The organism is Tenacibaculum sp. UWU-22, from assembly GCF_041021355.1.
GTDB lineage: Bacteria > Bacteroidota > Bacteroidia > Flavobacteriales > Flavobacteriaceae > Polaribacter.
This window is the reverse complement of sequence record NZ_JBFNGP010000004.1, coordinates 109,621-125,235: the sequence shown is the minus strand read 5'-3', so window position 1 is coordinate 125,235 and position 15,615 is coordinate 109,621. Positions and strand designations below refer to the sequence as shown.

The window sequence follows — 15,615 nt, the reverse complement described above, 5'->3', positions numbered from 1 at the left end:
GGATTAGTTAATTTAATATCACCGAAAAAGATATTTTTAAGTAATAAAAATTACTTAAAAATATCTTTTAATTGCGCTTTTAGTTCGGTAATCGATATTTTATTTTTTATAATACGCCCTTTATCATCAAGTAAAACCATGTGAGGTATTCCTCGAACACCATATGAGGCTGCTACATAGCCATTTTCGTCGTAAATATGATTCCAGCTATCCATTTTGTCTTCACGAACACCATTTTGCCATGCGTCAATAGAACGATCTTCTGAAACGGTTAAAATATCAAACCCTTTGTCTTTGTATTGATTATAAAGACTTCGCACAGTAGGCGTAAGTCTTCTACAAGGGCCACACCAACTCGCCCAAAAATCAATTAATACCGCTTTTTTATTCTTTTTTACATCATCTAAAGAGGTAATTCTTCCGTTTAAATTAGTTCCAGAAAAATCAGGAGCTACCTCTCGTCTATTAATTTTTTCTTTCTTTTCAATTTTTTTGATTTTCTTTTTTAAACTCGAAATATACTGTTTTAACTCATTATTAGGTGAGTCGTTTAATGCTGTTTGTAAAGTATTTAAATTGCCAATAGGCCAAGTCGTTTGCTTAACAGCGTATAGCGATAATATATTTGTGTTGTTATCTTCTATAAACTTAAAAAGGTTATTGGTGGCAATATTATCAATACTATCTCGAAGTTTATAATATTTTGGAGCAAGTATATGGTCAGCTTTATATTGCGCATAATATTTTGCTTTTTGAGCAAGTAAATTAGTTTTATTTGCTTCAAAATAAGCCAGCTTTGAATTTAAGTCGCCTCCTAAAATCATCCAATTATTCTTAGAAAATAGTGCGTTATATGCTTCGTTTTCAATAATGAAAGAATGTAGTGGCATTTTAGCATCAAAAGTAACAAAGGCAAATGACGCTTGAGGGCTAGTTGTTCCTTTTAATAAAAACGCACCATTGGTAATTTTTGACTTGTTTATAACTAAAGAATCTTTATCTAATAAAAAGATACTATCATAGGATTGATTAGTATAGCCTTTTATAGTATACCCTTGATGGGTGTCAATGGTATTTTGCTTGTTTGTTTCGGTTAAGTTACAAGCTACAAATACGAACAACAAGCTAAAAAAGAATGCTTGTTTTACGATGTAATAATTTTTCATTTACGTTTCAAAATAAAAAGCAAAAATAAGGATACCAATCCACATATAAAAAAACCAATAAAAAGTGGAAGAGCGGTAGTTGTGATATAGCGACCTATAAAAATAGCTATTGGTACAGCCATAATGGTAGATATAAAGCCATTAATTGCCGAACCAATACCCGCAATATGCCCAATAGGTTCCATAGCTAGGGCTCGTAGATTACCAAACAAAAAACCTATCGAAAAAAATTGCAAAGCACAAAAAACTAATAGTATATAAATAGACGGATTTTCTTTGCCTGAAAAAAAAACAATGTATACCAGAGGTACTAGTGTAAATAAAACTGTAAAAACCTGTACCAATTTTAACATTCCGTATTTCATTACTAAAGTTCCGTTTAAAAAAGTAGCCAACCCAACTGAAATGGCTAAACCAGCAAAGATGTACGGAAACTCTTCTTTTAAAAGATACTGCTCTTCAAATATTTTTTGTGAAGCCGATAAATACACCATAAACGCTCCCATAATAAAACCTCCTATTAAGGTAAAAATAACAGCCTGCTTATGCTTTATAAACTCTTTTGTTCCATCTATAAATAGCCTAGTGGATAATTTCTTTTTATCTTCAGCTTTTAACGTTTCTTTTTGACGTTTCCAAAACCAAGTAATTATTACTGCACCATAAATTAGTTGACTATAAAAAATAAACCGCCAACCGTAAGCATCTAAAATTATTTTACCAATTGCTGGAGCAACAATAGGCACCAAAATAAATACCACTACAATAAACGACATTATTTTTGCCATATAATCACCGCTAAAACTATCTCTAATTATAGCAACACTTATGGTTCTTGGAGCCGAAAGACCAATACCTTGAAGTATTCGACCAACAATCATAAGTTCTAAACTTTGGGTTGTAACACAAATAAAACTAGCAATAACAAAAAGAGCAAAACCGTAGTATATTACAGGTTTTCGACCAAGACTATCCGATAAAGAACCTGAAATTAATTGCCCAAAACCAAGACCTAAAAATATCATCGTAACCAGTAATTGATTATCGTTAGAGTTTTGTATGCCTACACTTAATCCTATTTGTTCTAAAGCAGGTAATAAAGCATCTATTGATAAAGCTACCAACGACATTAACGATGCCATTAATGCTATAAATTCTAATTGCGATTGTTGCTGTTTTTGCATGCGGCAAAAGTAGCATTTTAGTTGGTATAATCTATTTTTTTTATTTAGAATAAAAAAAAATAACCTTTTATTTTATCAATTTAACAATTATAGAGTGGTAAAAATAAAATAATATCAATATATTTAGGAAATATTAAAGTTAATTTAAATACTTACTGTTATGGCAAACGTTTTATGGCTGCAGGGAGGTGCATGTAGTGGTAACACTATGTCGTTTCTAAATGCAGAAGAACCAACCGTAGTGGAGCTTATTACTGATTTTGGACTAAACATTCTTTGGCATCCAACAACAGGGCTACAAATTGGTGATCAAGTACAAGATTTATTGAAAGATATTATTGCAGGCAAAGTGCAAATGGATATTTTAGTGTACGAAGGTTCACTTATTCAAGGACCAAATGGAACAGGTTCAATGAACTATTTTGCAGATCGACCGATGAAAGATTGGGTTAAAGAACTATCAGAAGTAGCAGGGTATGTTGTTGCTATTGGTGATTGTGCCACATGGGGAGGTATTCCTGCAGTACCACCAAACCCCAGTGAATCTACTGGACTGCAATTTTTAAAAAAGCAAAAAGGGGGATTTTTAGGAGCAGACTATGTATCTAAAGGAGGCTTACCCGTTATTAATATTCCGGGATGCCCCGCACACCCAGATTGGATTACACAAATACTTGTAGCTATATCTGTAGGTAGAATAGGTGATGTTCTAGTAGATGAATATCATAGACCTAAAACATTTTTCACCAGTTTTGCACAAGATGGTTGTACTAACGTAACCAATTTTAATCAAAAAGTAGCTGGGCATTTTGGTAAACGAGGCGGATGTTTGTTTTATGAAGTTGGTTGTAGAGGTCCTTTAACACGCGCTAGTTGTAATAATATTTTATGGAATAGACAGTCGAGTAAAACACGAACTAATCATCCTTGTTTAGGATGTACAGAACCTGGTTTTCCACACCATGATTTACAAAAAGGGAGTATGTTTAAAACCATGAAATATATGGGGGTGTTTCCTAAAGAAGTTCCTACAGGTAAAACAAAACTTGGATACTATTTTGAAGCTGGTTTTCATAAAATAATACCTAAGAATAAAAAAAGAATGGAAACCTCTAAGTAAAACCTAATCAAAACTTTTTAAAAATGTCAGTAAAAGAATTAAATATATCACCCGTAGGTCGAGTAGAAGGCGATTTAGATGTAAAAGTATACATTGATAATGGTAAAGTTACACGAGCTCATACCCAAGCGGCTATGTTTCGAGGATTTGAAAAAATTATGGCAGGTAAAGACCCACAGTCGGGTTTAATTGTCACTCCTCGTATTTGTGGTATTTGTGGTGGCTCTCATTTATATTGTGCTTCATCAGCATTAGATACTGCTTGGGGCACAAAATTATCTCCCAATGCTCTTTTATTACGAGCCATTGGGCAAGCTACTGAAACCATACAAAGTATTCCAAGGTGGTTTTATGCAATTTTTGCAACCGATTTAGCCAATAAAAAATTTGCAGAAAAACCACTATATAAAGAAGTCGTAAAACGTTGGTCGGCTTATGTAGGTGAAACCTTTCAAATAGGATTAACAGCAAGTGCATTACCCGTTCAAGTTTATGCGCTATTTGGTGGGCAATGGCCACATTCTAGCTATATGGTGCCAGGAGGAGTAATGTGTGCGCCTACTTTAAAAGATATTACCCGAGCTTACTCGATTATGACCCAATTTAAAGATGATTGGTTAGAACCTGTTTGGTTAGGTTGCTCAATAGAACGCTATTTAAAAATTAAATCGTGGGACGATATGCTTGCTTGGTTAGATGAGAACGAATCACATAAAAATAGTGATTTAGGACTTCTTATTAGAGCAGGATTAGAATTTGGATTAGATACCTTTGGTAAAGGAGTCGGTAAGTTTTTAGCCTACGGAACCTATTTACATAAAGATAAGTATAACAACCCAACCATTGAAGGTAGAAATGATGCTTTAATTAGTTCAAGCGGATTTTTTGATGGCGAAAACTGGCACGAATTTGACCATTTAAAAGTTAGTGAACACGTAAAACATTCTTGGTACGATAATCAAGAAAGTGGTTTACACCCTTGGAACGAACCGTTGCCAACTCCTGCTAAATCACACACACTTGAAGAAACTGATTTTGACAAACAATACAGTTGGGCAAAAGCCCCTCGTTATGATGGTCATGTAGTAGAAGCAGGGCCAATGGCTCGTTGTATAATGAACGGAAACCCTAAAAATAAAGAACATCAAATTCGAGATCCGTTTTTTATTGATGCCTATAAAAAGTTAGGTGGAGCAAGTGTGTTTACTCGTGTATTGGCGCGTGTACACGAAGCTCCAAGACTATACACCTTAATAGAACAATGGCTTTCTGAAATTGATTTAGATGGTGAATTTTATATAAAACCTGTTGAAAAAGACGGTAAAGGATTTGGGGCAACCGAAGCTGCTAGAGGTGCTTTAGCACATTGGATAGAAATAAAAGATGGTATTATTAAAAACTATCAAGTAATGGCGCCAACAACATGGAACGTGGGGCCTAATGATGCTGAGGGTAATCCAGGACCTATTGAAAGTGCGTTAACAGGTATTGATATTGAAGACCCATCAGATCCTGTAGAAGTAGGTATTGTTGCTCGTTCTTTTGATTCGTGTTTGGTTTGTACAGTACATGCTCTTGATGAAGTTGACGGAACGGAATTATCGAAATTTAAACTTTAAATTCGCTAAATAAATAACACATTAAAGAAGCTTACTAAAAAGTGTTACTCTAAAAAGTAGAATATCTCTTTATTACCATTAAATGTTTTTATTTATACGTTTATAGAGACTTTTTAGAGTTGGTATCTTGTATAGATAAAATAAAACACTGATTAGAAAGCTTCTTTTTTTACTCTTTATTTTTATTTATGAAAACAGCCATTATGGGGTTTGGTAACCCCGTTAGAAGTGACGATGCAATAGGTATATATGTCATTGAAAAATTAAAAGAAAAAATAGGAACAAACCCTAAAATTAGTATTTTTGATATGGGTACATCAGCCTTTGAGGTATTATTTGGCTTAAAAGGACATGATAAGTTAATTTTAGTTGATGCGGTGGTAAACACTAACGAGCCCGTAGGTACATTATTTAAAGTTCCTGCAGAAGAAGTATTACAAGCCCCTCAAGATAACCCCTTGGTGTTTTTACATAGTTTAAAATGGAATCAAGCACTATCGTATGCTAAAAAAATTCTTGGCGATGCATATCCTAAAGATATAGCTGTTTATTTAATTGCAATCGAAAACACAAAATTAGAAGTAGAACTAAGTTTAGAAGTGCAACAAAGTGGTGATAAGGTAATTGAACTTATTGTAAACGAATTACAAATTACGGCGTAAATATGATTGCGTTACAAGCCTCTCACATTTATATTGATAATACAATAGCTGATATTATTTTTAAAAATATCCATTATGCATATGTAACGTATTTAAAAGAACAAAAAAAAATATTAATTACCCCTGTTAGTAGTCAGTGGTTTGTAAAATTATATAAACCTACTCAGTTTTTACTAAAAACTAAAAATATAAAAGGCGATAAAACATTGGCAATTAGAGAAATTTTAATTGATAATGACTTAGACGGAACTGATAGAATATTAGAATATGAAATAATAGAAAAAACAAGACTAATTAAGATATCGATAGAATGAATATAAAAAACACTGAAAAGGATGACGACAATTGGCTATTAAATGCAGATGTTCAATATAAAATTGAAGAACAAAATAGTCGTTGGATTGTTTTTTTAATATTTATTGATATTAAAGATCCTAATCGTATATTAGTGCATCAAATTAATTCGTATCGAACAAAGAAATTAGCAGAAATAGCTGCTTTATACATGCAAAAAACAGCAGCAAAAAACTATACAGGCTCGAAAAGACTAAATACATATGCTTACCATTTTAACCCAAACTAATCAAATACCTGAAGTAAAAAAAGATATTGAAACTGTTTATCGCCTTTCAGAACTGGTTACGGTTACTTCCAATTTAAACCAAATAGACCCCAATACTGAATTAATTAAAATTGAAAACAATAGTATTTTACTTTCTTTAGATTGGTTTGACACAGCACCTCCGTATATTTTTTCTGAAATACCTCTAAATCAAAAAAACTTATTAGCAATTGTTTTTTATAAATTAGGCAACTATGATAAAGCACTTACGTATGTAGAAAAACAAAATTATTTACATCATCAATTACAAATTGCTATTAATTTACAATTAGCGTATCCGATTTCAGAAGCAGACTTTGTTAACGAAAAACGACCGCATAATCAATGTATTATTCAACATTACGGAAATTACATAGGCAATACATCTGTTGAAGAATTAAAAAAACGTTATAAAACGACAATTAACCAATTAAAAAACGATGAGTTAAAAGCTTATACGGTAAAGTGTTATAACGATTTTCTTTTAGATAACAATTTGTTCAAACAGGTAAAAGATGAGGTGCATTTACTTGAAAACCAACCCATATCATTAGAGGCTAAAAATGCTTTATTAATTCAATTAGCCTATGCACTTATGGCAGAGTTAGAATTGCCATATGATATTAAAAAGCTAGAAAAAATTGCCGCTTTATTTGCACAAGGTATTCAATTTTTCGAAGAAAAAAAATTAACGATACAAGCAGGCTTATTATTAATAGATGCCTCAGAAATTGCTAATTATCAAAACAATTACATTTCCTCTAAAGACCTAATAAATAAAGCTATAGCCTATTTTAAAGATGCAGAAATTCCAGCATTTTTAGCTGAAGCTAGTTTGCGAAAAGCTACGTTATTATACACTTGGTCTAAAAACGGTAATCCGCAATATTATAAACCCGCTATTAATGCTTTTCAAGACACCTTAAAAATAGTTAAACGCGACACACATCCACAAAAATTTGCCGATATTCATCATACTTTAGCTATTATTTATTCAGAAATTCCTGTATCTGAAAAAGAAAAAGCTATTTGGGCTGCTTTTTGTGCCTCATCATTTAATGAAGCCTTGCAGTTTTATACTAAAGAAAAATATCCATATCAATATGCAATGATAAACCATAATTATGCTACTGCATTAATTCATTTTCCAGAGGCAAAATTGCATAATAATTTAAATAAATCTCATGATATGTTTGAAGAAGCTTTGGCTATTAGAACTCCCGAGCAATACCCTTTTGAACGATCAATGAGCTTACTTAATCAATTAGAGCTATATTGGCTTATGCATAATCAAAACAACATAGAAGAAGAAAAAAAATATGCTATTATGCTAAATAAAGCCAATGAAATAAAACAATTAGTAACCGATGCCGCTTTAATAGAAAAAGCAAACGAACACTTAAACGCCTTAAAAAAATTAAAAACAATACTTAATTAACTATGCACGAAACCTCTATTATAAATAGTGTATTTAAAACTTTAGAAATGGAGTTTGAACAAGAAAAATTTTCTAAAATAAAGGAAATTTACTTAAAGGTGGGAATTTTATCAAATATCGAACCTAGATTGTTACACAATGCTTTTAGCGCTTATTGTTCTAGTTATTTACAATATCAAAAAATAGATTTACATATCGAATCTACCGAAATTAAAATAAAATGCACAAACTGTAATCATATAACCGATGTGAAACAATATCGTTTTTTATGCGAAAACTGTCAAAAACCTAGTAAAAATATTATTCAGGGCGAAGAAATGTTAATTCATAAAGTAGCATTTGACGATTAAATAATAACACAAAAAATAGAAATAAAAACTTTAAAATTTATAAATACTCATGAGTATAGAAAAATCAACTAAAGCTGCTCGTGGAACGGTGCAATGTGAAAACACAAACCTTAACCTATTAAAGGCAAATGATTTTGTTGCCGACAGCATAAAAAAAGAAATGGCTAAAACCCATACGCTTTTAGTTAATATTACTTCGTCTGCAGGAAGCGGTAAAACAACATTACTGCAAAAAACAGCCGAAAAATTAAAAGGCAAAATTAAAATGGCGGTTATGGTTGGCGATTTAGAAACCGAACGCGATGCCGATCGCATTAGACAAACGGGTATTCAGGCGCTACAAATTGTAACTGGTGGTATTTGTCACTTAGAAGCGCAAATGATTCATCAAGTTTTAGATCAATTTGATTTGCCAAATATTGATTTATTATTTATAGAAAATGTAGGCAACTTAGTCTGCCCTGCTTCTTTTGATTTGGGTGAAGATTACAGGGTAACCCTAATGGCTACTACCGAAGGTGATGACAAACCTAAAAAATATCCTCGTATGTTTTTAACAAGCGATTTAATGTTAGTATCTAAAGCCGATTTATTGCCTTACTTACCTTTTTCTGTTGAAGCGGTTACTAAAGATGCCCGTGAGGTAAACCATGAAATTGAAGTAATTCAAATATCGTCATTAACAGATGAAGGAATAGATACTTGGTGTGATTGGTTGTTGAAAAAAGTGGCTCAAAAAAAGCAACAAAGTATTGGGTAACTAATTGATGAAGCAAACGTTTAAAATACAAATTAAAGGGCTAGTTCAAGGAGTAGGATTTCGCCCTTTTATTTTTAACTTAGCAACGCAACATAGCTTAAACGGAGTTGTAACAAACAATGAACAGGGTGTGCTTATTTATATTAATTCATCCGAAAAAAAAGCCTTATTATTTTTAAACGATATTCTTAAAAACAAGCCTGAGGTAGCTGTAATTACTGAGCATGATATACAAGAGGTTGATTTTAATACTTTTTCTAATTTTAGTATTATCGCTTCTAAAACAAAGGCACAAATAAATACCCCTTTAACGCCTGATTTTGCTATTTGTAAAATCTGTAAAACAGAGTTGTCAGATTCTAAAAACAGACGATTTAATTATGGTTTTACTACTTGTACACATTGCGGACCAAGATATGCGATTACAAAACAATATCCTTTTGAACGAATGCATACTTCGCTATCAAAATTTACGATGTGTAAAGCATGTAATACCGAATATACAAACCCTAAAAATAAACGGTTTCATTCACAAACCAATTCTTGCCCAACTTGCGGAGTGCAATTACAACTCGTTGATAATTCAGGAAAAATAATAACCGAAAATCAAGAAAGTGCTGTTTTAAAAATTACAACACTTCTTTCACAAGGGCATATTGTAGCAATTAAAAATACCAACGGATATTTATTATGTTGCAACGCTACCAACAAAGACACTATAAACGAGTTACGAAAAAGAAAAAAAAGACCCCGTAAGCCATTTGCAGTACTATACTCTTCAATAAAAGCTATTAAAAGAGATTTTTTTATAAATAGTTTTGAAGAAGAAACCCTGTTATCTAAAGTAGCGCCTATTGTAATTGTTAAAAACAAAAAAAAGGTGAGTATTGCAGTTGATATAATTGCACCAAATTTAGACCAAACAGGGGTAATGCTACCCGCATCAGCTTTACTAGAATTAATTGTAAAAAAAACACATTTTCCAATAGTTGCTACTAGTGGAAACATACACGGGTCTTCAATTATAGCTACAAAAAAAGAGGCAGAAGAACAGTTAAAAACAATAGCCGATTATTTTTTGCATCATAACCTTGCTATTCAATTTCCGCAAGACGATTCGGTTATAAAATATGCCGATTCTAAGCCGATTATTTTAAGACGTTCGCGTGGGTTAGCTCCTAATATTAGTGCTAAGACCCGACATAAAGAGCCTATTTTAGCAATGGGAGCGCATTTAAAAAGTACCATTACTTTTACTCCTAATGCACAAACATATACTAGCCAATACTTTGGTAATTTAGATAATTACACCGTTTTAGAACGGTATAAAAATACTATTGAACAGTATGTTGATTTGTTTAAAAGTAGTCCTAAAAAAATTCTTGTTGACACCCACCCTCAATACCAAAGTAGTATTTTAGGGCACGAATTAGCATTAAAATGGAACAGCCAACTACAAAAAATACAACATCATAAAGCGCATTTTTGTAGTGTATTAGGTGAAAATGACTTATTTAAAAGTAATAAAAAAATTTTAGGGGTTATTTGGGATGGCACAGGTTTAGGCGATGATAATCATATTTGGGGAGGTGAGTTTTTTAGCTATCAGCATTATAAAATAGAACGGCTTACTCATTTTGAATACTTTGATTGGTTAGCAAACGATAAAATGGCAAAAGAGCCCCGTTTAGCCTTATTAAGTCTTTTAGATGAGGAGCATCAAAACCTAATAAAAGACAAATTTACACCCACAGAATGGAAAACCTATTTAACGCTAAAAAAAACGAACAAAGTACAAACTTCGTCGGTAGGTAGATTGTTTGATGCGGTAGCTTCAGCTTTAAATTTAATCGATAATAATACTTTTGAAGCCGAAGCCGCAATGCAAATAGAATACTGTGCTAATACTATAAACAATAATGATTGCATCGATTTACTAGCGCATATCGACTACGATAAAATCCCCTCAAAAAGGTTAGTAAATATAATTTTAAAAGCGTACTTAGTAGATGGGGTATCAAAAGCCTATATAGCACGTAGCTTTATATATACCTTAGCAAAAAGTATTATATACCTAGCTAAAAAAAATAACGTTAATACCGTTGCTTGTAGTGGTGGTGTATTTCAAAATACAACTTTAATAAACTTTTTAGGTAAACTTACCCAAAAAGAGAAAATTAATTTAAAATTAAATTGTAACTTGTCTGCTAATGACGAAAATATATCGTACGGACAATTAATGTATCACTTATATATTAAAAATTAAAACTATGTGTTTAGCTATTCCTGGAAAAATAAAAAGTATTACTACCCAATATAATGGTATGGTAAAAATAGCACAAGTATCTTTTGGTGGTATTACCAAAAATGCAAGTTTAGAAATGTTACCCAATGCTGAAATTGGCGATTATGTACTTGTACACGTTGGTGTGGCCATTAGTAAAGTTAATGAAGAAGAGGCGCAAAAAACCTTTAAATACTTAGAAGAAATTGGAGAATTAGGCGAGTTAGACGACATCGAAGATTACCTTCCTTAAAAGTCAAAAAAAAATAATATGAAATACATAAACGAATATCGAGACCCCGAATTAGCCAAAAAATATTTAAGCGAAATACAAAAAACAGTTACACAACCTTGGTCTATTATGGAGGTTTGTGGTGGGCAAACCCATAGTTTAGTAAAAAACGGTATTATTAATATGCTACCCGATGACATAACCATGATTCATGGTCCTGGTTGCCCTGTTTGTGTTACGCCTTTAAATTTAATAGATAAAGCTATTTATTTAGCTTTACATGAAAACGTTATTTTATGCTCTTTTGGCGATATGCTTCGTGTTCCAGGGTCAAAAATTAGCTTGCTACAAGCCAAAGCAGAGGGGGCAGATGTGCGTATTTTATATTCGCCTTTAGAAGCTGTAAAAATTGCTGAAGACAACCCCGATAAACAAGTGGTGTTTTTTGCTGTTGGCTTTGAAACTACTGCTCCTGCAAATGCCTTATCGGTAATTCATGCGCATAGAAAAGGGTTAAAAAACTATGCTATATTGGCATCGCATGTGTTGGTTCCACCAGCTATTAAAGCAGTTATTGATGACGATGAAAGTAAAATTGACGGTTTTTTAGCGGCAGGTCACGTTTGTACTATTATGGGAAATTCAGAATACCATCCACTATCAAAAATTTATAATGTGCCTATAGTGGTTACTGGTTTTGAGCCTTTAGATGTTTTACAAGGTATTCTTATGGTTATTAGACAGTTAGAAGCAAATAAAGCTAAAGTTGAAAACCAATATTCAAGAATTGTTAAAGAAGAAGGTAATATTGAAGCGCAAAAAATCATTTTTGAAGTTTTTGAAGTTCAAAATCAAATGTGGAGGGGTATTGGAGAAATACCAAAAAGTGGATATGTTGTTAAAGAAAAATATCGTTCTTTCGATGCTAACAAAAAATTTGATATTCGTATAAAAGAAGCACCTGAACATCCTGATTGCATTTCAGGACAAATAATGAAAGGAATTAAAAAACCTTTTGAATGTCCGCAATTTGGAAAAAAATGCAAGCCTTCATTTCCATTAGGCGCACCTATGGTAAGTAGCGAAGGGGCTTGTGCTGCCTATTATCATTTTTCGGGTTTAATAGAAGCATAGAGACTTATAAACAAATTAACACAATGTCTGATTCAAAAAAAACACGAATGAATTTACAATGCCCTATGCCTAAGCTAGACTTTGATATTATTACGCTAGGGCATGGTAGTGGGGGTATGTTAACCAACAAATTGTTAGATAGTGGCGTTTTTGACTTATTAAGTAACGATATTCTTGATAAAAAACACGATGGGGCTTTTTTAGAAATGAATAACAAAATCGCTTTTTCTACTGATAGTTTTTTAATCTCACCTATTTTTTTTCCAGGCGGTAATATTGGTGAGTTAGCGGTTAATGGAACCGTTAATGATTTGGCAATGTGTGGGGCTATACCCAAGCACTTATCGCTAAGTTTTATTATTGAAGAAGGATTAAAAATGACCGAATTTTGGGAAATTCTTGTGTCGATAAAAAAAGCCTGTGAAAAAGCAGGAGTAACCGTTGTTACAGGCGATACTAAAGTGGTTGAAAAGGGGAAGGGCGATAAGATATTTATCAATACCTCAGGTATTGGTAATATGCATCCAAAGGCAAATATCAATAGAAAAAATATTGCTGTAGGCGATAAAATTATTGTAAGTGGTAATATTGCTAGTCACGGTATGGCTATTATGTCGGTTCGCGAAGGACTAGCTTTTGATTCTGAAATACAAAGCGATACGGCAAACCTTAATCATACTACTGCAGCGTTATTAGATCAGTACGGAACAAAAATTCATTTACTTACCGACCCAACACGAGGGGGAGTGGCTACTGTTTTAAAAGAAATAGCCCTTTTGGCTAATGTTGGTATTCATATTTTTCAAAAAAATATTCCTATAAATGCTCAAGTAGCAAGTGCTTGTGAATTATTAGGTTTAGATCCATTATATGTAGCTAATGAAGGTGTTTTTTTAAGTTTTGTTGAGGCTTCAATTGCCGACCAATTTTTAGAATCACTACAAAAAGACCCAAATGGCAAGTATGCTAAAATTATAGGAACCGTTGTAGCAGAACACCCAAAACAGGTAATTTTAGAAAGTAGTATAGGAGGGAAGCGAGTAGTTAATATGCTTCCAGGAGAACAATTGCCTAGAATTTGCTAGTATGGATTATACAACATTAGGTAATAAAGTATCCAATGCCTATATTTTTAAAGGGGCTAAAAAAAATCCATTTTTAGCGCCAAGAGGGATTTGTGTAGCTAATAATATGCTATTTGTTAGCGATACAGGACAAAATAGAGTCTGTATTTGGCACACCATTCCAACTACCGAATTTCAAGAACCCGATGTTATTTTAGGGCAACAAACTATTGAAAATAGCGGTAGAAATGCAGATAGTAACGTATCTTCAAAAACCTTACATTATCCTTCTGGAATTTGGAGCGACGGTAATAAGTTAATAGTTGCCGATGCTTGGAATCATCGGGTATTGCTGTGGCATACATTACCTACTCAAAATGCGCAACCTGCCGATGTAGTTTTAGGTCAACCCGATTTTAAAAGTAATTTACCCAATACAAAAGGACAAGCAGCAAATCCAGAAGCCAATACCTTACACTGGCCATATGGCGTTTTTTCTGATGGTAAAAATCTTTGGATTGCAGATACAGGTAATAGGCGAGTACTTTTTTATGATACTATACCTACTCAAAATTTTGCTAAAGCAACCAATGTTATTGGAAAACCAGACTTTAAAACTAGAGATTATAAAAATGAAGATTCTGTTTGGCCATATTCAGTAAAAATAAGTAAGCAGGGCAGTTTAGCTATTGCCGACACTCAGTTTTATAGAACTTTGCTGTGGAATAACAAGAATGATGCATTTAACAAAGCTGCTGATATTATTATTGGACAAGAAAATTTTGATAATTGTGGGCAAAATCAGCTTCGATTAACACCTGAAGCCAATACCCTAAATTGGATTTACGATACCTGTTTTTATAAAGAGGGCATATTAATTAACGATACGGGTAATAGTAGAGTTTTAGTATTTGATACGCTACCTAAAAAAAACAATAGTAAAGCCGATAGTTTAATTGGCAGACCTGATTTTAACACTAGTAGTGAATACAAATACAATATGATGGGTACAGAAGCCGCTATTTATTGGCCGTTTTCTATTACTACGAGTGCCAACAAATTATTTATTGCCGATACAGGAAATCATCGATTGGTTATTTGTGATTTACAAACTTAAATACAACCAATAAAATCCAATTACAAGAGCAAATAAACCTCCTGCAATACGAATTCCTTTAAAAAAAATATTATTGTAGTGTTGTTTAGAGTAGTTTGTTATTTTACCTAAAACAAGAGTATAAAACATCATAGCAAATACGGTACCTAAAGCAAAGCCAACAATATAAAGTACACTTTTACTAGTGGTTTGATAGCCCAATACAGGTAGTAAAAGTAAAAAGTGAGCTACCCCCGCTAAACCATGTATAATTCCAATGACTAATGCTGATACATTGTTGTTTTTCAACACTTTAGTATGATTGTGTTGATGTGGTTCTTTAACGTTATGATGATTGTGTTTATGTATATGAGCATAAGTTTCTGATTCGGTATGAACATGGGGGTGTGCGTGTGGTTTTTTATCATTAAAAATGCGATAAAATGTTAAAAATCCAATGGCTAATAGTACAAACGCAACCATTTGCTCACTATATTTAGAAATACGATCAACAGGAATCATATCTTTAAAAAGCAAAAAAAGCACGCCAATTAATAGCATACCTAGTAGATGCCCAAATCCCCAAAATAACCCAATTTTCCATACATTTTTTTTCGTATCAATAACAAAAGGAGTCACCGCTGCCAAATGATCTGGCCCAGAGATTACATGAAGCGAAGCAGCAAGGAGTCCTGCAATTAATGGATATGTAGTAAACATTTGTAATGTTTTTATTTTATAAAAATAAAGATACTAAAATTTATAGTTGCTTTACTTTATTATTGGTTATTTAACGTAAAAAGAGGGTTCTTGTAAGAAATAAAGGATTATATATTTATTATTTAACATAATATAAATTATAGTACAAATGTATTGTTATAGTTAATAAGAGTGGTTTATCCATT

General features: G+C 32.6%; 16 protein-coding genes. 13 read left to right on the top strand and 3 right to left on the bottom strand.

Annotation, left to right across the window (positions count from 1 at the left end):
- Nucleotides 1-50 precede the first annotated feature (50 nt).
- Nucleotides 51-1,166: a TlpA family protein disulfide reductase gene (locus AB2B44_RS08240; RefSeq protein ID WP_369049098.1), complete on the bottom strand. Its 1,116-nt coding sequence runs from the start codon at nucleotides 1,164-1,166 to the stop codon at nucleotides 51-53.
- Nucleotides 1,163-2,350 carry a multidrug effflux MFS transporter gene (locus AB2B44_RS08235; protein ID WP_369049097.1) on the bottom strand — a complete coding sequence of 396 codons (1,188 nt, stop codon included), beginning with the start codon at nucleotides 2,348-2,350 and terminating at the stop codon, nucleotides 1,163-1,165. The genes AB2B44_RS08240 and AB2B44_RS08235 overlap by 4 nt, the downstream gene beginning before the upstream one ends.
- Nucleotides 2,351-2,510: 160 nt before the next feature.
- Between AB2B44_RS08235 and AB2B44_RS08230 the strand changes: the two genes are divergently transcribed.
- From AB2B44_RS08230 to AB2B44_RS08170, 13 genes are all read left to right on the top strand, one after another.
- Nucleotides 2,511-3,470, top strand: coding sequence for a hypothetical protein (locus AB2B44_RS08230; protein WP_369049096.1), 960 nt, complete (start codon nucleotides 2,511-2,513; stop codon nucleotides 3,468-3,470).
- 23 nt (nucleotides 3,471-3,493) lie between these two features.
- Nucleotides 3,494-5,089, top strand: a complete 1,596-nt coding sequence (locus tag AB2B44_RS08225) for a nickel-dependent hydrogenase large subunit (RefSeq protein WP_369049095.1) — start codon at nucleotides 3,494-3,496, stop codon at nucleotides 5,087-5,089.
- 188 nt (nucleotides 5,090-5,277) lie between these two features.
- Nucleotides 5,278-5,751 (top strand): hydrogenase maturation protease, encoded by a 474-nt coding sequence (locus AB2B44_RS08220; RefSeq protein ID WP_369049094.1) that lies wholly within the window; start codon nucleotides 5,278-5,280, stop codon nucleotides 5,749-5,751.
- Between the two features lie 2 nt (nucleotides 5,752-5,753).
- The gene (locus AB2B44_RS08215; protein ID WP_369049093.1) at nucleotides 5,754-6,065 is read left to right on the top strand and encodes a hypothetical protein; all 312 of its coding nucleotides are present in this window, start codon (nucleotides 5,754-5,756) and stop codon (nucleotides 6,063-6,065) included.
- Entirely contained in the window at nucleotides 6,062-6,334 is a 273-nt protein-coding gene (locus AB2B44_RS08210; RefSeq protein ID WP_369049092.1) for a hypothetical protein, read from the top strand. Before AB2B44_RS08215 ends, AB2B44_RS08210 begins: the two co-directional genes overlap by 4 nt.
- Nucleotides 6,309-7,790, top strand: coding sequence for a hypothetical protein (locus tag AB2B44_RS08205; RefSeq protein WP_369049091.1), 1,482 nt, complete (start codon nucleotides 6,309-6,311; stop codon nucleotides 7,788-7,790). The genes AB2B44_RS08210 and AB2B44_RS08205 overlap by 26 nt, the downstream gene beginning before the upstream one ends.
- Nucleotides 7,791-7,792: 2 nt before the next feature.
- Nucleotides 7,793-8,140, top strand: coding sequence for a hydrogenase maturation nickel metallochaperone HypA (locus AB2B44_RS08200; protein WP_369049090.1), 348 nt, complete (start codon nucleotides 7,793-7,795; stop codon nucleotides 8,138-8,140).
- A 49-nt stretch (nucleotides 8,141-8,189) separates the two neighbouring features.
- On the top strand, nucleotides 8,190-8,900 hold the full coding sequence (hypB, locus tag AB2B44_RS08195; RefSeq protein WP_369049089.1) for a hydrogenase nickel incorporation protein HypB: 711 nt from the start codon (nucleotides 8,190-8,192) through the stop codon (nucleotides 8,898-8,900).
- Nucleotides 8,901-8,907: 7 nt separating this feature from the next.
- On the top strand, nucleotides 8,908-11,166 hold the full coding sequence (gene hypF / locus AB2B44_RS08190; protein WP_369049088.1) for a carbamoyltransferase HypF: 2,259 nt from the start codon (nucleotides 8,908-8,910) through the stop codon (nucleotides 11,164-11,166).
- 4 nt (nucleotides 11,167-11,170) lie between these two features.
- On the top strand, nucleotides 11,171-11,437 hold the full coding sequence (locus AB2B44_RS08185) for a HypC/HybG/HupF family hydrogenase formation chaperone (protein WP_369049087.1): 267 nt from the start codon (nucleotides 11,171-11,173) through the stop codon (nucleotides 11,435-11,437).
- Between the two features lie 18 nt (nucleotides 11,438-11,455).
- The gene (gene hypD, locus AB2B44_RS08180; protein ID WP_369049086.1) at nucleotides 11,456-12,550 is read left to right on the top strand and encodes a hydrogenase formation protein HypD; all 1,095 of its coding nucleotides are present in this window, start codon (nucleotides 11,456-11,458) and stop codon (nucleotides 12,548-12,550) included.
- Nucleotides 12,551-12,573: 23 nt separating this feature from the next.
- Nucleotides 12,574-13,635, top strand: a complete 1,062-nt coding sequence (gene hypE, locus AB2B44_RS08175) for a hydrogenase expression/formation protein HypE (RefSeq protein WP_369049085.1) — start codon at nucleotides 12,574-12,576, stop codon at nucleotides 13,633-13,635.
- Between the two features lies 1 nt (nucleotide 13,636).
- Nucleotides 13,637-14,731 carry a hypothetical protein gene (locus AB2B44_RS08170; RefSeq protein ID WP_369049084.1) on the top strand — a complete coding sequence of 365 codons (1,095 nt, stop codon included), beginning with the start codon at nucleotides 13,637-13,639 and terminating at the stop codon, nucleotides 14,729-14,731.
- Here the strand turns inward: AB2B44_RS08170 and AB2B44_RS08165 are convergent.
- Nucleotides 14,720-15,430 carry a sulfite exporter TauE/SafE family protein gene (locus AB2B44_RS08165; RefSeq protein ID WP_369049083.1) on the bottom strand — a complete coding sequence of 237 codons (711 nt, stop codon included), beginning with the start codon at nucleotides 15,428-15,430 and terminating at the stop codon, nucleotides 14,720-14,722. The two genes, AB2B44_RS08170 and AB2B44_RS08165, sit on opposite strands and share 12 nt — an antisense overlap.
- Nucleotides 15,431-15,615 lie beyond the last annotated feature (185 nt).